This is a genomic window from Paenibacillus sp. J22R98, from assembly GCF_059383835.1.
Genome location: NZ_JBXENW010000001.1, coordinates 695,397 through 714,558 on the forward strand (window position 1 = coordinate 695,397; position 19,162 = coordinate 714,558).

General features: G+C 50.5%; 17 protein-coding genes. 15 read left to right on the forward strand and 2 right to left on the reverse strand.

The genetic code is table 11. From position 1 onward, the window contains the following. Positions 1 to 26 precede the first annotated feature (26 nt). The 9 genes from AC50Y3_RS03205 (at position 27) to AC50Y3_RS03245 (ending at position 11,010) form a co-directional block, all read left to right on the forward strand. The gene (locus AC50Y3_RS03205) at positions 27 to 1,658 is read left to right on the forward strand and encodes a serine/threonine protein kinase (RefSeq protein WP_494817303.1); all 1,632 of its coding nucleotides are present in this window, start codon (positions 27 to 29) and stop codon (positions 1,656 to 1,658) included. 54 nt (positions 1,659 to 1,712) lie between these two features. After that, positions 1,713 to 3,272: an ABC-F family ATP-binding cassette domain-containing protein gene (locus AC50Y3_RS03210; protein ID WP_494817304.1), complete on the forward strand. Its 1,560-nt coding sequence runs from the start codon at positions 1,713 to 1,715 to the stop codon at positions 3,270 to 3,272. A 132-nt stretch (positions 3,273 to 3,404) separates the two neighbouring features. After that, on the forward strand, positions 3,405 to 4,103 hold the full coding sequence (locus AC50Y3_RS03215) for a response regulator transcription factor (RefSeq protein WP_091215739.1): 699 nt from the start codon (positions 3,405 to 3,407) through the stop codon (positions 4,101 to 4,103). Beyond that, positions 4,100 to 5,455 (forward strand): HAMP domain-containing sensor histidine kinase, encoded by a 1,356-nt coding sequence (locus AC50Y3_RS03220; RefSeq protein ID WP_494817305.1) that lies wholly within the window; start codon positions 4,100 to 4,102, stop codon positions 5,453 to 5,455. Before AC50Y3_RS03215 ends, AC50Y3_RS03220 begins: the two co-directional genes overlap by 4 nt. Positions 5,456 to 5,486: 31 nt before the next feature. Next, on the forward strand, positions 5,487 to 6,350 hold the full coding sequence (locus AC50Y3_RS03225) for a carbon-nitrogen hydrolase family protein (protein ID WP_494817306.1): 864 nt from the start codon (positions 5,487 to 5,489) through the stop codon (positions 6,348 to 6,350). A gap of 38 nt (positions 6,351 to 6,388) precedes the next feature. Then, positions 6,389 to 7,054: a GNAT family N-acetyltransferase gene (locus tag AC50Y3_RS03230; protein WP_494817307.1), complete on the forward strand. Its 666-nt coding sequence runs from the start codon at positions 6,389 to 6,391 to the stop codon at positions 7,052 to 7,054. 17 nt (positions 7,055 to 7,071) lie between these two features. Then, positions 7,072 to 7,740 (forward strand): GNAT family N-acetyltransferase, encoded by a 669-nt coding sequence (locus AC50Y3_RS03235; protein WP_494817308.1) that lies wholly within the window; start codon positions 7,072 to 7,074, stop codon positions 7,738 to 7,740. Positions 7,741 to 7,785: 45 nt separating this feature from the next. Further along, a complete protein-coding gene (locus AC50Y3_RS03240; RefSeq protein ID WP_494817309.1) occupies positions 7,786 to 8,565 on the forward strand; it encodes an MBL fold metallo-hydrolase in 780 nt (259 codons plus the stop codon). Positions 8,566 to 9,021: 456 nt separating this feature from the next. Next, positions 9,022 to 11,010: an endonuclease MutS2 gene (locus tag AC50Y3_RS03245; RefSeq protein WP_494817310.1), complete on the forward strand. Its 1,989-nt coding sequence runs from the start codon at positions 9,022 to 9,024 to the stop codon at positions 11,008 to 11,010. A 45-nt stretch (positions 11,011 to 11,055) separates the two neighbouring features. Here AC50Y3_RS03245 and AC50Y3_RS03250 read toward each other — a convergent pair whose 3' ends face one another. Beyond that, positions 11,056 to 11,697, reverse strand: coding sequence for a thiamine diphosphokinase (locus AC50Y3_RS03250; RefSeq protein WP_494817311.1), 642 nt, complete (start codon positions 11,695 to 11,697; stop codon positions 11,056 to 11,058). A 211-nt stretch (positions 11,698 to 11,908) separates the two neighbouring features. Here AC50Y3_RS03250 and AC50Y3_RS03255 point away from each other — a divergent pair, with 211 nt between their 5' ends. Further along, entirely contained in the window at positions 11,909 to 12,589 is a 681-nt protein-coding gene (locus AC50Y3_RS03255) for a trimeric intracellular cation channel family protein (protein ID WP_494817779.1), read from the forward strand. Continuing rightward, on the forward strand, positions 12,586 to 13,062 hold the full coding sequence (locus tag AC50Y3_RS03260) for a low molecular weight protein-tyrosine-phosphatase (protein ID WP_494817312.1): 477 nt from the start codon (positions 12,586 to 12,588) through the stop codon (positions 13,060 to 13,062). Before AC50Y3_RS03255 ends, AC50Y3_RS03260 begins: the two co-directional genes overlap by 4 nt. 66 nt (positions 13,063 to 13,128) lie before the next feature. On the opposite strand, the gene AC50Y3_RS03265 is transcribed toward AC50Y3_RS03260, so the two are convergent. After that, positions 13,129 to 13,869 (reverse strand): alpha/beta hydrolase, encoded by a 741-nt coding sequence (locus tag AC50Y3_RS03265; RefSeq protein WP_494817313.1) that lies wholly within the window; start codon positions 13,867 to 13,869, stop codon positions 13,129 to 13,131. A gap of 282 nt (positions 13,870 to 14,151) precedes the next feature. Between AC50Y3_RS03265 and pdhA the strand changes: the two genes are divergently transcribed. The 4 genes from pdhA to lpdA are packed head-to-tail and all read left to right on the forward strand — an operon-like array spanning position 14,152 to position 19,057. Beyond that, the gene (gene pdhA / locus AC50Y3_RS03270; protein WP_091215764.1) at positions 14,152 to 15,219 is read left to right on the forward strand and encodes a pyruvate dehydrogenase (acetyl-transferring) E1 component subunit alpha; all 1,068 of its coding nucleotides are present in this window, start codon (positions 14,152 to 14,154) and stop codon (positions 15,217 to 15,219) included. 42 nt (positions 15,220 to 15,261) lie between these two features. Beyond that, positions 15,262 to 16,239, forward strand: coding sequence for an alpha-ketoacid dehydrogenase subunit beta (locus AC50Y3_RS03275; RefSeq protein ID WP_494817314.1), 978 nt, complete (start codon positions 15,262 to 15,264; stop codon positions 16,237 to 16,239). 54 nt (positions 16,240 to 16,293) lie between these two features. After that, positions 16,294 to 17,637: a dihydrolipoamide acetyltransferase family protein gene (locus tag AC50Y3_RS03280; RefSeq protein ID WP_494817315.1), complete on the forward strand. Its 1,344-nt coding sequence runs from the start codon at positions 16,294 to 16,296 to the stop codon at positions 17,635 to 17,637. A 4-nt stretch (positions 17,638 to 17,641) separates the two neighbouring features. After that, positions 17,642 to 19,057 carry a dihydrolipoyl dehydrogenase gene (gene lpdA / locus AC50Y3_RS03285; protein ID WP_494817316.1) on the forward strand — a complete coding sequence of 472 codons (1,416 nt, stop codon included), beginning with the start codon at positions 17,642 to 17,644 and terminating at the stop codon, positions 19,055 to 19,057. Positions 19,058 to 19,162: the final 105 nt, after the last annotated feature.

The following is a 19,162-nucleotide window of genomic DNA, read 5'->3' on the forward strand; positions in this document are numbered from 1 at the left end:
GTGTCTTGTCTGGGGGAGGCGATTGGATGAGCACAACAAATAGGAATCAGGATTTGCTAAAGGATGGCGTTATTATCGGAGGTCGATACCGCATTGTCAGATTAATTGGCAGAGGTGGCATGGGCGAGGTCTATGCGGCCGAGGATCTGCGTTTACATGGGAAGCTCCGTGCGCTCAAGGCTTCAACTGCTAAGCTCGAAAATGAGAGCGGAGCAGAAGAGGCGGCACTGCTGATGCGACTGAACCATCCTCATTTGCCATTAATAGTGGATTATTTTCCGTTTATTAAAGAACTGGGCTGTGAAGTTGTTGTGATGGATTACATAGACGGAATCACGCTTCAAACTTATTTGACTTCTCGCGGCGGTGAGATTCGTCTCGCGGATATCGTTGCAATCGGAAGTCAACTGTGCGACGCGCTGCACTATTTGCACAGCCAGCATCCGCCGATCATTCATCGGGATTTGAAGCCGACGAATGTGATGATGGATCGCGGAGGATTTGTGCGTTTGATTGATTTTGGGATTGCCAGAGAATTCAAGCTGGGGAAAGCACACGATACGGTCATGCTTGGAACGCCGGGCTTCTTGGCGCCGGAACAGGAAGGAGAGTATCAAAGTGATGCGCGTACGGATGTATTCGGACTAGGTGCACTGCTCTACTACCTACTAAGCGGTGGTAATCGGTACAACACGAAGGAAGGATCCGTAACGAACAGTTCATTACCGAGCTGCTTTCCCATCAAGATGTCTGAGGTGTTAATCCGCATGCTGGATCCGAATCCAATATGCAGATATAGCACAATACTTGAGGCGAAGTATGCCCTTGAAACATGCTTAGCCAACGAGCCGCCTACAGCACAACATTTCATGGTCCAAAGTATTCATCACCGGAAGAATCACCGTCGGGCCATCATGGTGGCTTCACTTTCACCCGGCGCAGGTGCGACCTTCACAACCCTTTCGCTTGCACATTTACTCGAGCACCAGGGGGTCACATGTACAGCGATCGAACATCCGGAGCTCGAGCCGGAATGGCATGCCTTGTTGTACGCACCGGAATTACAGCTTCGACTTCGGTCTACATCGCAGCAAGCATGGCAAGGCAAATACCGAACCTTCCATTCGCCAGCTCGGCAGCTCAAATGGCATGCACTTGAGCCTGAACGCCGCCCATCTGCTGATGCGGAACCCATACTTAAATATCGGCTTATGTCAGAATCAGCAGACTCGCCAGTCGTTCTTACGGATATCTCCAGCAAATGGACAACTAACTCTGAATTAGCACTGGAATTAACACAAAGTGATGACTTGATATTCGTGGTGGATCCCTCCGTCTATAAATGGACGCCGCAGCGATTGCAATCGGCTGAACGCATTTGCTTCGAACGCTTGAAGTCCGGCCGCAAGACTTACTGGGTTGCAAATAAAGACATATTGTTTCGCAATCGGAGTGAATGGCTGAATGCTATTCCCGAGAAACCGGTTTGTTCTGTTCCTCTGCTTCCGCCCGATCAACTGGCTGATTTGCTCTGGTCAGGCAAGTGGGCAACGTCCCACAAAAATTGGCTAAGCCTTCTGGAACGCGCCTTTCAGCCTATTTTGCAAGAAATAGTTGCAGTCTCCCGGCACATTCCATCACATCCTGTGATACAATGAGTTGCGAGCGCAGCAATTAAGGCGCTTAATTATCATTGGAAAGCGAGCTTGATCATGAGTTTATTGACGATAGAGGAATTATCCCATAGCTTCGGTGACCGCACTTTATTCAAAAATGTATCCTTCCGGCTGCTCGCCGGCGAACGTGTCGGACTTGTTGGCGCGAACGGTACGGGCAAGTCGACGATGATGAATATACTAACAGGGAAATTATTAAAGGACAGCGGAAAGGTCGAATGGACACCGCGCGTCAGATACGGCTATTTGGATCAGCATACGAAGCTTGTCCCCGGCAAGACTATACGTGATGTGCTGAAAGATGCATTTCTTCCTTTGCTGGAGTTGGAACGGGAGCTTAATGATATCGCGGGCCAAATGGGAGATGCCGATCCTGATCAGCTTGAAGTGCTACTCGTTCGTATGGGCGAAATTCAAGAGGAGCTTGAAATCGGAGACTTCTATCTGCTGGATGTGAAGGTCGATGAGATGGCCAACGGTCTCGGTTTGAGTGTCATTGGTCTTGATCGTGACGTCGCATCGCTAAGCGGCGGACAGCGTACGAAGGTACTACTGGCGAAGCTGCTGCTCGAGAAACCGATGGTTCTGCTGCTCGATGAGCCGACGAACTACTTGGATGAAGAGCACATTACATGGCTGACGCACTACTTGAAGAACTATCCATACGCCTTTATTCTTATATCCCATGACACGGGCTTTATGAACGAGGTCGTGAATGTGATTTATCACTTGGAGTTCACGAAGCTGACGCGTTATGCCGCTAATTACGAGAAGTTCTTGACGATGGCGGACATGAACAAAGCGCAGCATATCGATGCGTATGAGAAGCAGAAGGAATACATCAAGAAGCAAGAAGAGTTTATTCAGAAGAATAAAGCGCGTGCTTCAACGAGCGGCCGGGCTAAGAGCCGTGAGAAGCAGCTTGACCGGATTGAGCGGATCGAGAAGCCGGAGGAAGCTGCGAAGCCGACCTTTGTATTCAAAGAAGCGCGCACAAGCGGCAAAACCGTCTTCGAAGCAACAGGACTCACGATCGGGTACAGCAAACCGCTGATTCCGCCAATGAATATGCTTGTGGAGCGGGGAGATAAGATCGCGATTGTCGGCAGTAACGGCGTAGGTAAATCGACCCTGCTGAAGACGATTCTAGGCAAAATCGATGCGCTTGGCGGCACGATCTACCGCGGTGACTATTTATTCCCAGCTTATTTCGAGCAAGAGGTGAAAGCACCGAATTTAACGCCGCTGGATGATGTGTGGAACGAGTTTTCCAGCATGAATCAGCATGAAGTACGCGCGGCCCTAGCGCGCTGCGGCCTGAAGAATGAGCATATTACGCGCGCGTTGAACCAGCTCAGCGGTGGCGAGCAGGCGAAGGTTCGTCTATGTAAGCTGCTCATGCGTGAGAGCAACTGGGTTGCGTTCGATGAGCCGACCAACCATTTAGACATCCATGCGAAAGCAGAACTTAAACGTGCACTCGCGTCCTACAAAGGGACCATCATTCTCGTTTCCCATGAACCTGATTTCTATGAGGATTGGGTAACGAAGGTGTGGGATGTCGAACAATGGTCGTTGCAGCACGCAATGAACTAAACGGGTAGAGTACGAAGCCGCCAAGCTTAGGATTGGCGGCTTTGCTGCTTGCAAAGGCGCTTTTGCTTCTTTATGATAGTGGGAACGGGCTAGTCCTGATTAAGTCTATAACAAAGTGGGTGTACAGCGAGAATGAACGAACGCATTCTTGTCATCGAAGATGAGGACGGCATTGCACGGGTTCTTCAGCTTGAGCTAGAGCATGAAGGTTATTCGGTCGGTCGTGCCGCAGACGGCAGGAGCGGACTTGAACAAGCCAATAACGGCGAATGGGATATGCTCCTGCTCGACGTGATGCTGCCAGAGCTCAATGGAATCGAAGTGCTGCGCAGACTGCGGCAATCCGGCAATCAAATCCCAATTATTTTATTAACGGCGCGTGACACGATCCCAGACAAGGTAAGCGGTTTCGAGCATGGTGCCAATGACTATATTACCAAACCGTTCGCGATGGAAGAGCTGCTGGCGCGCGTTCGCAATTTGCTGCGCATTTTCCAGCAACAGCCGAAGGAGACGGAGAGTCCGGACGTGCTGAAAGCAGCCGATCTCTCGATCGAGCTGCGTACACGCAAGGTGTTCCGCAAAGATTTGGCGATCGAGCTCACCCCGCGTGAATTCGAGCTGCTTGTTTATTTGGCGGAGCATCGGAATGAAGAGAAGTCGCGAGAAGATATTTTGTCCGAAGTATGGGGCTACGATTTCATCGGCGAGACGAATTTAGTGGATGTATACATCCGTTATTTGCGCCAGAAAATCGATAAAGGGTACAGGCATAAGCTCATCCACACGGTTCGTGGTGTCGGCTATATGCTCAAGGAGCCGGATGCATGACGCTGCGTAGAAGGTTTACGTTTTTTACGATTTTTTGGCTCATTTTTATATTGATCCTGTTTAACATTTTCGTTTATTTATTTGTGATAAAAATCACGATTCGCAGTGAAGATCAGCTGCTGACGAATAAAGTGAATATTTTGCTCGAGGATCCCCGAATCGTCGACCCCACGCAGTTAGCCAATGGTGAGCTGCTGCGGGATTTCTATAACATCAGTGAGCTCATCCGCATCGTCGATCGCGGCGGGCGAATAGTGAATTCACAAGGCTCTGACTCCGAGCTGCTTGCGCTGAAGTCGGAGTTTTCCAGTCAGCATGATACCGGAATGTTCTTTCTGGAAGGGCGACGCGTGCTGTTTATGAAGGTACCGCTTTTTCACGACGGTCAAGTGATCGGTACGCTGGAGCTCTACCGGAAACTGACGCTGCTGGACAGCTATTTGCAAGTGCTCGTCATTGCGCTGACAATCACAAGCATCGGCGCGATCCTGTTCGCGATCTTCGGGACCTATTGGTTTACTTCCAGATTAACGTCGCCGATCCAGCACATGGTGCAGACGATGAGGGAAATTGACCGCAGCGGGAAGCTGCGACAGATCGAGCTCGCTCAGCGCGATCAATCGGCTGAGTTGCTTCAGCTTGCGCGTGCGTTCAATCAGATGATCGACCGGCTGGATCGTACGTTCGAACGGCAGAAGCAGTTCGTAGCCGATGCATCCCATGAGCTAAGGACGCCGGTAACGGTTATTACCAGCTATGCAGACATGCTGAAAAGATGGGGACGCGATGATGCCAACATTCGGGATGAAGCGATTGAAGCGATCAGCAAGGAATCCCGGCGATTGCAAAATTTGACCAAATCGATGCTGCAGCTGGCGCAAGCCGAGCAGGAAGATTGGCTCAACCTGGAAAACTTCAATCTCGTGCAGCTGACCGATGAAACCGCGGATATGCTTCATATCACTTTCCAGCGCATGATTCGTGTACATACAGGCAAACAAGATGTTCGCATGATCGGAGACAAGGACAAAATCAGGCAGCTGCTAGTCATCCTCATTGACAATGCAATCAAATACAGTAAAGATCCGATCGATGTTACCCTTGGCGCTAATAAAGGCGTTATTCGGATATCGGTTTCGGACAAAGGAATGGGTATACCCGAGGATGAAATTCCGCATTTGTTCGAGCGTTTCTACCGCGTAGACAGCGCCAGAAGCCGTTCAACCGGCGGTGCCGGACTTGGATTGTCCATTGCAAAACGGATCGTGGATTTGCATGAAGGTCAAATCGATGTATTCAGCAAGCCTGAACAAGGAACAACCATTTCAATTGCGCTGCCATTGCGCAAGTAATATTCAAAGCTAACAAAGGCGGGGGAGAACTATGGGGAGTTTGCGCGTCTGCGCCGTCCAGTACAAGCTGGCGGATATCGAACGCTTCGAACAATTTGCCGATCAAGTTCGGCACTACGTTCGTAATGCATCTGAATACGGGGTTCAATTTATTCTGTTTCCGGAGTTTTTCACGACGCAACTGCTCTCCATCGGGGATGAAGAGGGGCGTCCGCTGTCCATTGAAAGACTACCTGATTTTACGGAACGATACCTCGATTTGTTTAAAGCACTTGCGGCAGAATATCATGTGCACATCGTTGGCGGCACACATGTCATTGATGCCGGGGACGGAAAGCTGAACAATGCGGCGCACCTGTTCTACCCGAGCGGTCGCGTGGAGCAGCAGGCAAAGCTGCATATGACGCCGACCGAACGCGAGGAATGGAATATGTCGCATGGCGAATCCCTGCGCGTATTTGATACGGAGCATGGCACAATTGCGATGCTTACTTGTTACGATATTGAATTCCCGGAAGTGGTCCGGATGGCCCGTGCGAAAGGGGCGGACATTATTTTCTGTCCTTCCTGCACCGATGACCGGCATGGATTCTACCGCGTTCGCTATTGCTGTCATGCAAGGGCAGTCGAGAACCAGGTTTATATCGTGACGACGGGAACGGTGGGGTCCCTGCGCAAGGTTGATTTTATGCGTGCTAATTATGGTCAAGCGGCCGTTATTTCACCGAACGATATTCCATTTCCTCCTGCCGGCATCATGACGGAAGGCGTTATTAACGATGATATGCTTGTTGTCGCCGATCTTAATGTACAGCTGCTCCATGATGTGCGTGCTGCAGGGTCGGTCACGACTTGGCGCGATCGTCGCACCGATTTATACTGTGATTGGTCTTAAATAGTAGGCAATATTACCGGATGAGGGGAGGGTGAGAGATGCGTAAGCAGCTGATTGTTTACCTTATGGGCAAACCAATCGAGATTGTGATTCGCAACTACGATTTCTCTGATATTGAAGGGATGATCGCCATTCAGCGCGAATCCTTTCCACCCCCGTTTCCTTCCGAGCTATGGTGGAATGAGACGCAGCTCCGCGAGCATATCACTCGGTTTCCGGAAGGCGCTCTGTGTGCGGAAATGGACGGCAGGTTAATCGGCTCAATGACGGGACTGCGAGTGAACGAGCAGCAGTTAGAGGGCGAGCATACTTGGGAAGCTGTCACGGACAGCGGCTACATACGCAATCACGACCCTGATGGCTCGACGCTTTATGTCGTGGATCTATGCGTCATTCCGGAAATGCGTAAAGCCGGTATCGGCAAATGGCTCATGCAAAGCATGTATGAGGTTGTCGTTCATCTTAAACTGCGCAGACTGCTTGGGGGCGGTCGGATGCCTGGTTATCATCGGTATTCGGATACAGTGTCAGCCGCGGATTACGTAACAGGTATTACTACGGGGCTGTACAACGATCCCGTGATTTCGTTTCTAATGCGCTGCGGGCGTTTGCCTGTCGGCGTTACGGAGCACTATCTGGAGGATGAAGAGTCCTGTGGATATGCCGCGCTCATGGAGTGGAAGAATCCATTTATACACGAATAGAGAGGACGTTATAAGCTATGGACTACATACGCATTCAATCGATCGATCATCCATTATTCAAGAACATGCATGACTTGATGAAAACGATTTTCCCGAAGGAAGAAGTACTCGCTTATGAGAAATGGGCTGGACCTCTTGAAGATCCGGGCATTCACGTCTATGTAGCTGTTCACGAAGGCGAGGTTGTCGGCACAACAGAATATCGCTATTATCCAGGAATGCAAGTCGCGATGACGGATTTTACAATCGTCGGTCGTCCGGGGCTGGGCGTAGGTCGGTTTCTGATGCGCAACCGTGCACGTGATCTTGAACGGTTGGCACAGCAAAGCGGAACCGAACCGATCGGGATGTTTGCGGAAATTTACAATCCTACCGTAGCAGAATATGAATTTGGCGGCGTCTATCCGATGAATCCGTTTGTTCGTCGTGAAGTGTTGTCGCACATCGGCTACATGAGAATTGATTTCCCTTATGTGCATCCATCTTGGGAAGAGGATGGAGCGGCTGTCGGCGGGCTTGATCTATGCTTCTTGCCTCAAGACGAGAACCGTACTGAGCTGGACGCATCGCTCGTGGTGGCGTTCTTGACGGAATACTATTCGGCACTGCCTAATAAGCCGGATGAATGGTATGCCATGGTCGAAGGCTTGAAAGGACAATCCAAGCTTGCGCTAAAACCACTGTAGAGAGGCAATGTGTCATCAGCGCAGGTAGGAATGGGGGAATCCGTCTTGGCGACGACAATCACCTTCTGGGGAACAGGTGATGCAATGGGCGTTCCTCGCGTCTATTGTTCGTGTAAGGTATGTGAGGAGGCGAGGTCAGGCGGAGTGAATCGCAGGTTGCGTTCGCTCGTTCATCTCGCCGATGAAGAGTTTGGGACGATGCTGATCGATTGCGGTCCGGATTGGCGCGGTCAAATGGAAGCAGCAGGTCTCAAACGGATCGATACCGTACTAATTACGCATGCTCATTTCGACCATATCGCTGGCTTGCCGGAATGGGCAGATTTATGCAGGTGGCTGGGGTGCAAAGGGAAAGCATACGCGATGCCTGATGTTATTCGGGATATACTAACTCGGTTTCCGTGGTTATCTTCGCATATTGAATTTCACCCGATTACAGGACCGCTTCAATTCGGCGGTTGGGATGTGCAGACGTGGAAAGTAAACCATGGCAAGAACGGGTATGCGTACGCGTTCCGATTCACGCATGCTGAACGAGGAAAAGCATTCGCGTATTGCTCGGATTCGATTGCGCTTGAAGGCGATGAGCTGGTCCCGTTGGCGGACTTAGACTTGCTCATATTAGGGACGAGCTTCTATCAAGAGCCATATCCTTTCGAGACGCGCTCCGTCTATGATGTCGTAGAAGCATTGGCTGTGCTCGAGGAGTTAAAGCCCGCTAAGACAATGTTTACGCATATGTCGCATGATATCGATCTACGGCGAGATTACGGATTACCTGCAAATGTAGCATTTGCACATGCCGGACTCTCTGTCATTGTCTAGGCAAATGCCGCTTGACTTGGGACGAATACAGACGCTATTATAAAGTTAACTTTAAGCAGTAAGGGGAAATTTTAATGCGGGTTATGGTTCTTAACTTCTAAATTGGATAATACCCGGCGCCTGAAGCGCAGCCGGGTGCACGGCTTTTGTTAGATCTACAAGTGGACTTTCTCTAATAGGAGTAGGTTTATTTTGCTGCATCTCACAGAAGCGTGGTAACCAATGAGTTAAGAACATGACAATTTCCGCCTACTGGACGGTAAATTCGCGTGCTCTTTCGAGCACGCCTTTTTTCGTTCTACGGGAAATCCGCGTTCTGCCAGCCGGGAGCAGGTTTCTTCGTCGAATCGAAGAGTGAGTTTACTGGGAGTCCATGAACAGGGATGGGATGCGTATGCGTTCCGTCCCTGTTTTTTTGCTTTAAATACAAACACCGAAAAGGATGGGTAACCACACATGAATAACGCGTCATTAACGAAATTGGAATTCGATAAAATTAAAAACATGCTGCTCACTTATACGGTTTCTGAAGCAGGAAGAGCGCTCGCCGAGCGACATGAACCAAGCGCAGAGCCCGGCAGGGTGAAGGCGTGGCTTGGAGAAACAGAAGAGGCTGCAGCGCTGCTTGCCACCGGTGCAAGCGTTCCGATCTCTGCCATGGAGGGGATGGAAATCTTCATGGCGCTGCTAGGCAAAGGGAAAATCTACAGCGAGCAGGAACTCGGCAATCTGGCCGTTTGGCTTACCTCCATCGGACAAATGAAACGATATATGGACAGCAAACGAATGACTGCGCCGACGATCAGCAGCTACGCCGATTCGATGTATGACTGTCCGGAGCTCGCGAAAGAGCTGCAGCGCTGCATCCGACATGGCTCGCTGACTGATCAAGCCTCTCCTGCGTTGGGTGACATTCGCAGGCATCTTGCAGCCGCCGAAGAGCGAATAGAGCGCAAGCTCAATCAGCTGCTGGGGAAATACAAGAATGCGCTGCAGGATCAGTTGGTCAGCAAACGGAACGGCCATTATGTGATCCCGGTGAAGCGCGATCTGCGAAGACAGGTACCGGGTACGGTTTGGGATGAGTCGGCAAGCGGTCAAACGTTATTCGTTGAACCGGTGGATGTGGCTGATCTGCAGGCAGAGTGGCAAATGTGGAAGAGTGAAGAGGAGCGGGAACGCACATTGATCCTCTCGCAGCTCTCCGATCTGGCAGAAGCACAGGGTGAACAGTTGAAATGGAATGTGGAGGCGATGGCATCTTTTGATTTTATATTTGCCAGAGCGAAGCTTTCTCGTACGTTTAACGGCATTAAAGCTGCAATTGTCGACAAACCCTATGTGAAACTGATCGGCGCTAAGCATCCGCTGTTAGGGAGCAAAGCAGTGCCGCTAACGATTGAAATCGGAGGCGATTGGCGTCAGCTCATTATTACAGGGCCCAATACAGGAGGCAAAACCGTCGCACTCAAGACGATTGGGCTATTCGCGCTGATGGTGCAATCCGGGCTGCTTATCCCTGCCGAGGTTGGAACGGAGCTGGGGTTATTCCAGACTATCATGGCAGATGTCGGCGATGGTCAAAGTATCGAGCAATCGTTAAGCACGTTCTCTGCGCATATGGAATGCCTCAGCGACATGCTGCGCAGAGCGAATGCCCGCTCGCTTATCTTGCTGGATGAGCTGGCTGCAGGAACCGATCCCGGTGAAGGCATCGCTTTGTCCATTGCCGTTCTGGAAGAGCTCCTGAAACGAGGCTCCCTCGTGGCCGCAACGACACATTTTAACGAGATTAAACGATTTGCTTCCGTCATGAAGGGCTGCACGAATGCCCGTATGGCTTTTGATGCCGATACGCTTCAGCCGATCTATAAGCTTGAAATCGGGGAAGCAGGGGACAGCTATGCTTTTGCAATTGCGAGAAGGTTTGGATTGCCTGAGCATGTAATCAAACGAGCAGAGGGACGCGTTGTGGCAGCTAAAGCCGCTAGCTCAAACCAACAACAGCCGTTAAACGCTGGGGAGTTTGATGCTAACTCTGCCTTGCAATGGGATGAAGAACTGAAGCGGGTAAGTAACAAAGAAGAGGCAAAGGCTCAAGTTAAACGTAATGAGGAAGTTGCAAATGCAGCGGTCATCAAGAAACCATTCGAAGTCGGGGATTGTGTCTGGATTTATCCGCTCAAACGGACAGGAATCGTTTATCAAACGGCAAATGAACGTGGCGATGTGGTGGTTCAGGTGCAGAAGAACAAGATGACCTTCAACCGCAAGCGGCTGTCGCTCTACATTCCGAGTACACAGCTGTACCCGGAACTGGAAGAGGGCTATGACATGGATATCGTGTTCGATACGAAGGAGAATCGTAAATCTCGCAAGCTAATGGGGCGTAAATATGTCCCGGGATTAACCATTGTCACACCGCCGGATGAACCAAAAGCTTGATTGTGGCGAAAGAGCTTGATAGGGTGGCTTTACCGCAAGCCACCTTTAGTCCCGGCTTTGTATGACGAGCAGCATCCCTTGCTTGATGGAGATTTGACCTTCCTCGCCTAGCAGTTTGTTACTAATGCCAAGGGATTGCCCGATTTCAAGCGTTGCCTCGTGCAGCGGATATTGAAAGCCAGTCAAGGTTATCCCTGTAACACATTCAGATAAGGGCAGCAAGGATACGTAAGTGTAGCTGCCGTTAAATAGTTTTGCCCGATCCGCGGTAAGCTGAATACAGTTGTGTTCATCGACAATGGAGGCAGCGATTCCTTGCTGCTGCGCCATTCGGAGCAGGTGAACATTCGCCAGCGAGTGGTCGAACCTTGTACCGAGGGCACCTGCCATGACGATTTGCTGCGGCTGTTTAGATAGCGCAAGACGCCAGGCGAGCTCCGTATCGGTATAATCCTTGTCGATCGGATCGTAGTCATGCGTTTCACCGCTGTTCTCGCGAATGTATGCCAATTGAGCTGACGTAACGGAATCGAAGTCGCCTAGCGCAATGTGCGGCTTCAGACCGTGCTCGACGAGGAATAATGCGCCGGCATCTGCTCCGATCAGCAAGTCGTCAGGGGTAAGAAGATCAAGCGCCCACCGGCCAAGCCGTCCGCCTGTAAAAATCACTATCCGTTTAGAAATCATAGGTAGACCTGCCTTTACAATCGTTCGTGTCCATTCGAGAACCGAAGCGTTTTACGCCAGTATACTTCCAAGGAGAATCATTGACCAGACGAAATGCTTAGGAAGTGGAAAATGTAACGCTTGAAGATTCGACGAGCCGCGGCTAAAATGAGTAAGGATCATATTGAGCGGAGACACGCGGAGGCATCAAGTAATGAATCTACAGATGGACATGGACATTTTCACCGTATTCAGTATTATCGGAACGATTGCATTTGCGGTCAGCGGTGCGATTGTAGCAATGGAAGAAGAGTATGATATTTTGGGCGTGTATGTGCTCGGACTTGTTACTGCGTTTGGCGGCGGGGTAATTCGAAACCTATTGATCAACGTCCCGATTACGACGATCTGGACGCAGGGCATGCTGCTGAAGACCGCTGTAATTGCAATGACAATCGCATTTGTCATGCCGGTCAAGTGGATCAATAGATGGAAGAAGAGCGAAGCTTTCTTCGATGCCATCGGGTTATCGGCCTTTGCCATTCAAGGGGCGCTGTATGCAACGGGCAAGTACCCGCTAAGCGCGGTTATGGTTGCGGCTATGTTGACCGGTATTGGCGGAGGCATGATTCGCGATGTACTGGCAGGCCGTAAGCCGCTCGTGCTGCGCGATGAGATCTATGCCGTCTGGGCGCTTGCCGCAGGCGCTGCGATCGGGTTGGGGTTTTTCGAATCCCCGGTGGAATTATTAATACTATTCGTCATCGTTATTATTTTCAGAATGCTCTCCGTGCACTACAACTGGCGGCTGCCGAGGCGATCGTTGAAATACGCGCTCGCGCAGTCGGTTTATTCGGATAAAGAGCGCGCTGAAGCTGCCAAGATTGAGCAACAAAAAGGAGAAGAATCATGATTAGCGTATTATTTGTTTGTCTAGGAAATATTTGCCGGTCGCCGATGGCCGAAGCCGTGCTGAGGCATCAATTGAAGGCGCGCGAGCTGGAGGACCGGATCAAAGTCGATTCCGCCGGAACGGGAGATTGGCATCTCGGCAAGCCGCCGCATGAAGGTACGCGCGGCTTGCTGGATCGTTACGGTATTTCGTACGAGGGAATGCGAGCTAGACAAGTGCTTATCGACGACTATCAGACCTTCGACTATATCATCTGCATGGACAGTGCCAACGAGCGGGATGTGCATGCGCTCTTCGGAAGCCGTTCTGATCTGCATGCCAAAGTGTTCAAGTTTATGGATTTGCTGCCCGATGAGTCGAGCGATGATGTGCCAGACCCGTATTACACAGGCAATTTCGATGAGGTCTATGGCCTTGTATCGAAAGGCTGCGAGCATTTGCTGGAGCGAATTCGGCGAGAACATCAATTGTAAACGAAATAAAGAGACCGCACTCCCGTTGAACGATGGGATGCGGTCTTTTTGCATATGAAGCGTCTATTAAGCCTCAGGGTGTAGAAACGTTCGAAGAGCGTTAGGTATGTGCTGCTGCCAGAAGCCCCACACATGACCGCCATCATGCTCGCTGTAATGGGTTGCGGCTCCTTTGGCTTCAAGGATAGCTTTCATCTCTCGGTTGATCGCGACAAAATCGTACACACCGCTATCCGATTTAAATGCCGTTTCCTGCAAACCTACGATCATGAACAATTCAAGCTTGCTGAGATCGGAAGCGTTCTTGGCAATCTCGCGCGAAGCGGGATAAAACGCCCCTGACAAGGAAATAACTTGATGGAACAATTCGGGGTAGGTGAGCGCGATATGCAAGCTGACAGATCCCCCTAAGGAATCGCCTGCGAGGATTCGAGCGTCAGAATCCCGCCTAGCTGCATACTTGGACTCGATAAAGGGGATCAGTTCATCACCGAAGAAGGTGACATATCCGTGATGGCGCTCGCCATTCGGTGCGTATTCCGCTGTTCGCAGCTTAATGTCCACATCAACGCCAACAATGATGAAAGGCTCAATGCCTTCATCCAGAATGAGCTGGTTGGCAATTGTTGCAATGCGGCCAAAGTTGAAAAATTGTTCGCCGTCTTGGCAATAGACGACCGGATAACTAAGTAATTCATTATAGCCCGGTGGTAAATATACCCTTAGATCACGCGAGCCTTCCGGCAGCATTCGACTGGTAATGACATCCTTTACAATCGTTCTTTTCAAATAACGAGGATCGGTCATGAATAAAAACTCCTTTGCCCTTGCATGGTTTGGACGTGTTGTGGGTAAACAAAAGGGAGGAAACAAATGCAGCTTTTGCTAGGATTATGCCCTGTTGTACTATACTGTACTACTAGTTCGATAGTTCTGTTACATATACAATTTAGCAGGCTAATAGATCAAATGTTGCAAAATACAACGGTTTATTGTGCTTTATGCTTTGACCATTTCGGTTAAACAGGTTTATAATCATTCTATAACAGGGATACTCGTTTTTTCAAATATTCAACTGAGGTGAACAATATGAGCAAGCTGCCTTATGAAGTTCAGACGGAGCCGGTAACTCCACTTTCCGTTTTGTCTCCTGAAGGGGAAATTGTCAACGAAGCGCTTATGCCGAATTTGTCGGATGAGCAATTGAAAGAAATTATGTATCGTATGGTTTTCACGCGCACATGGGATGAGCGTGCCGTAAACTTGGGAAGACAAGGTCGTCTTGGCTTCTATGCACCTGTTTCGGGTCAAGAAGCTTCCATGATCGGAAGCGAATATGCACTTAACAAAGATGATTTCATTTGCCCGGGCTACCGCGACATGCCGCAAATCGTATGGCACGGATTGCCTCTGTATCAAGCATTCCTGTACTCCCGTGGACATCAGCACGGTGGTCAAATTCCTGCGGACGTTCATGTTCTTATGCCGCAAATCATTATCGGCGCTCAAATTCTTCATGCTACCGGCGTTGCCATGGCATTTAAGAAAAAAGGCGAGAAGCGCGTTGCTATCACGTATACAGGTGACGGCGGTTCTTCTGAGGGCGACTTCTACGAAGGCATGAACTTTGCCGGCGCATTCAAGCTCCCTGTCATTTATGTTGTTCAAAACAACGGTTATGCGATCACTACGCCATACGCCAAGCAAACCGCTGCATTGTCGGTTGCACACAAAGCAGTAGCTGCCGGTATTCGCGGCGTGCAAGTCGACGGTATGGACGTTCTTGCTGTTATCAAAGCGGTATCCGATGCTGCTGAGCGCGGCCGCAACGGCGAAGGCGCTACGCTGATCGAGATGCTGACCTACCGTTTCCGTCCGCATTCCATGGCGGATGATACAACGAAGTACCGTACGAAGGATGAAGAGGGCGAATGGAGCCTGAAAGATCCGATCACTCGTTTCGCGAAATTCCTTGAGAAGAAAGGTCTGTGGTCTGACGAAGATACAGCCCGCGTGAAAGAGGAAGCGAAAGCGACTGTAAACGAGCACATCAAGAAAGCAGAAGCAACAGAGAAAATGACTGTGAACGGACTGATTGATTCCATGTTCGAGCACACACCTGCTCACCTGGAAGCGCAAAAAGCCGATTTCCAATAAATGGGATGACTATCGAAGTTAGCTAAGGAGGAACTCGCGACAATGGCTCAAATGAATATGAAAGAAGCGATCCGCGACGCAATGCGTGTGGAACTAAAGAATGACCCGAACGTTTACATTTTCGGTGAAGACGTTGGTAAGGTTGGCGGCGTTTTCCGTGCGACAGAAGGACTGCAAGGCGAATTCGGCGAAGATCGCGTATTCGATACACCGCTTGCTGAATCCGCAATTGCAGGTATGGCAGTAGGGATGGGGCTTCAAGGCTTCCGCCCGGTTGCAGAAATTCAATTCGTAGGTTTTATCTACGAAGCAATGGATCAAATGTTTATCCAAGCAGCACGCATGCGTTACCGCTCGGGCGGACGCTACAACTCGCCAATCGTATTCCGTACGCCATTTGGCGGCGGCGTTAAGGCAGCTGAGCTTCACACCGATTCCCTTGAAGGCTTGGCGATTCAAACGCCTGGTATCAAAGTAATCGTGCCTTCGAACCCTTATGATGCAAAAGGTCTTCTGGTTGCGGCTATCCGCGACAACGACCCCGTATTCTTTATGGAGCATTTGAACCTATACCATGCATTCCGTCAAGATGTGCCTGAAGAGGCATACACGGTCGAAATCGGTAAAGCAAATGTGGTTCGCGAAGGTTCCGATGTCACGATCATTGCTTACGGTCTTATGGTTCACACCGCTGTTAAAGCGGCTGAAGAGCTTGAGAAAAGCGGCGTTAAGGCAGAGGTTATCGATCTTCGTACTCTGCTTCCGCTTGATATCGAGACGATCGTTGCTTCGATCAAGAAAACAAACCGCGCAATCGTTGTGCAAGAAGCACAGAAAACATCCGGCGCAGCTGCGGAAATCATTGCTCAAATCAACGAGAACGCAATCCTTCACCTGGAAGCGCCGGTACTGCGCGTAGCGGGTCCGGATACGGTTTACCCGTTCGCACAAGTGGAAGACGCTTGGCTGCCAAGCCCTGCTCGTATCGTCAAAGCAGTAAACCAAGTGTTGAACTTTTAATAGATAACCCCACCATAGAGCAGGTTGTGAAGACTGAGAAGGAGGTCACGGGACGTGGCAAAATTCGAGTATCGTTTCCCGGAGCTGGGCGAAGGCTTGCATGAAGGCGAAATCGTCAAAATGCATATTACGCCAGGCGCTACGGTAACGGATGAAGATATCATCATGGAAGTACAGAATGACAAGGCAATTGTTGAAGTTCCTTGTCCTGTAAACGGTAAAGTGCTTGAAGTGCTCGTAAAGGACGGACAGGTTTGCCATGTTGGCGAGCTTGTTGCCATCATCGATGCAGAAGGCGATGTGCCTGAGCAAGCAGCGCCGGCTGGCGACAGCCACAGTGCACCAGCTCCGGCGGCAGAACCAGCTCCTGCAGCAGCACCGGCACCAACAACGGCAGCGGCTCCTGCGCCGGTAGCACCTGCTGCACCTGCGGAAGCTCCGGCTCCTGCTAAAGCAGCTGGCGGTTTGGTTCTGGCAACGCCAAGCGTGCGCAAATTTGCTCGCGAACAGGCCGTTGACCTTTCTGGCGTAGCAGGCTCCGGCAAGAACGGCCGCATCACACGCGAGGACGTGACTGCAATTGCTGCAGGCGGCGGCACGGCGGCGCAAGCGGCACCTGCGGCTCAAGAAGCTGCAGCAGCACCGGCAGCAGCTGATTCGAAACCAGCAGCAGCAGCGGCTGTAGTAGTCGGCGACCGAGCTGAAGAGCGCGTGCCATTCAAAGGCATTCGCAAAGTGATTGCGAACGCGATGGTTAAATCGGTGTACACTGCACCTCACGTTACAATAATGGATGAAGTGGATGTAACCGCACTCGTTGAGCTTCGTACGAAAGCGAAGCCGATCGCAGAGAAGAAAGGCGTTAAGCTGACTTACCTGCCATTCATCGTGAAGGCTCTTGTTGCGGCTTGCCGTCAGTTCCCGATTATGAACGCGACGCTTGACGAAGAGAAGCAAGAGATCGTGTACAAGAAATACTACAATATCGGTATCGCTACCGATACGGAAAACGGTCTGATCGTTCCGGTTATCCAGGATGCTGATCGTAAGAACGTATGGATGGTTGCTGATGCAATCAAGGATCTGGCTACTCGCGGCCGTGACGGCAAGCTAACAGCTACCGAGCTTAGAGGCAGCACAATCAGCATTACAAACATCGGTTCCGCAGGCGGAATGTTCTTTACGCCGGTTATCAACTTCCCTGAGGTTGCCATTCTTGGTACAGGCCGTATCTCCGAGAAGCCGGTTGTGAAGAACGGCGAAATCGTGGCAGCATCGGTTATGGCGCTTTCCCTAAGTTTTGACCACCGTCTCATTGATGGCGCAACAGCGCAAAACTTCATGAACTACATTAAACAGCTGCTGGCTGATCCGCAATTACTTGTAATGGAGGTTTAAAACCATGGTAGTAGGAGATGCATCACTCGATATTGATTTGCTCGTCATTGGAGCAGGCCCCGGCGGCTATGTAGCGGCAATTCGCGCTGCACAGCTTGGCCAAAGTGTGCTTGTTGTAGATAAACAATATGTAGGCGGCGTATGCTTGAACGTAGGCTGTATCCCGTCCAAGGCGCTAATCTCGGCGTCTCACCAATATGAATCCATTTCTCACGCATCTTCCTTCGGTATCACAGCATCCGATGTGAAAGTGGAGTGGAGCAAGGTTCAAGAGTTCAAGAACGGCGTAGTTAAGAAATTGACCGGCGGCGTAGGGCAACTGTTGAAAGCCAACAAAATTCAATTCTTCGCCGGCGAAGTGATGTTCATCAGCGATACAGAAGCACGTGTATTCAATGAACAAGAAGCTCCGCGCTACCGTTTCAAGAACTGCATCATTGCAACAGGCTCCCGTCCAATTGAGCTGAAAGCATTCCCTTACGGCGGCCGTATCGTTTCTTCGACTGAAGCATTGTCCTTGCCTGAAATTCCGAAGAGCCTCGTTGTCATCGGCGGCGGCTACATCGGTATCGAGCTTGGTCAAATGTACGCTCGTTTCGGAACGAAGGTTACGGTAATCGAAGGCTCCGACACGATCCTTCCCGGCTTTGACAGCGATATGTCTTCGCTCGTGGCGAAGAAGCTTAAAGGCGCGAAAGCAGATATCGTAACAGGTGCTCAAGCGAAGAGCGCGGTTCAAACAGACAACGATGTAACCGTAACATACACAGTCGGTGGCGAAGACAAACAAGTTACAGCGGATTACCTGCTCGTAACGGTTGGACGCCGTCCAAATACAGATGGCGAGCTTGGCCTTGATATGATCGATGTGAAGATGACTGATCGCGGTCTGATTGAAGTCGACGAGCAATGCCGTACAAGCATTCCGCACATCTACGCAATTGGCGATATCATCGCAGGACCTGCGCTTGCGCATAAAGCGATGTATGAAGGCCGCGTTGCCGCAGAAGCAATTGCCGGACAGCCAAGCAAAATCGATTACAAGTGCATTCCGCTTGTGGTATTCTCCGATCCTGAATGCTCTAGCGTAGGCTACAGCGAGAAGGAAGCAAAGGAAAAAGGCCACAACGTGAAGGTTGGCAAATTCCCGTTCAACATCAACGGCCGCGCATTGTCGTTGGGTGTAAACGAAGGTTTTGTCAAAATTATCGCAGATGCGGATAACGGCCTTGTACTAGGCGCTCAAATCGCCGGTATTGAAGCTTCCAACATGATCGCTGAACTGGGACTTGCAATCGAAATGGGCGCAACGCTTGAAGATATCGCCCTGACGATCCATGCACATCCAACGCTCGGTGAAATCGTTCTGGATGCGGTTGAAGTGGCGCTAGGACATCCGATTCACGCAATTGCAAAATAAGAAGAACATTAATTAATAACCAAGGCTTACAGGAATGCAAGAGGTCACGCCGCAGTTGTTCTGCAGCTGGGCCTCTTTCTTCTTTAACATTTAGCCAAGGAGGCT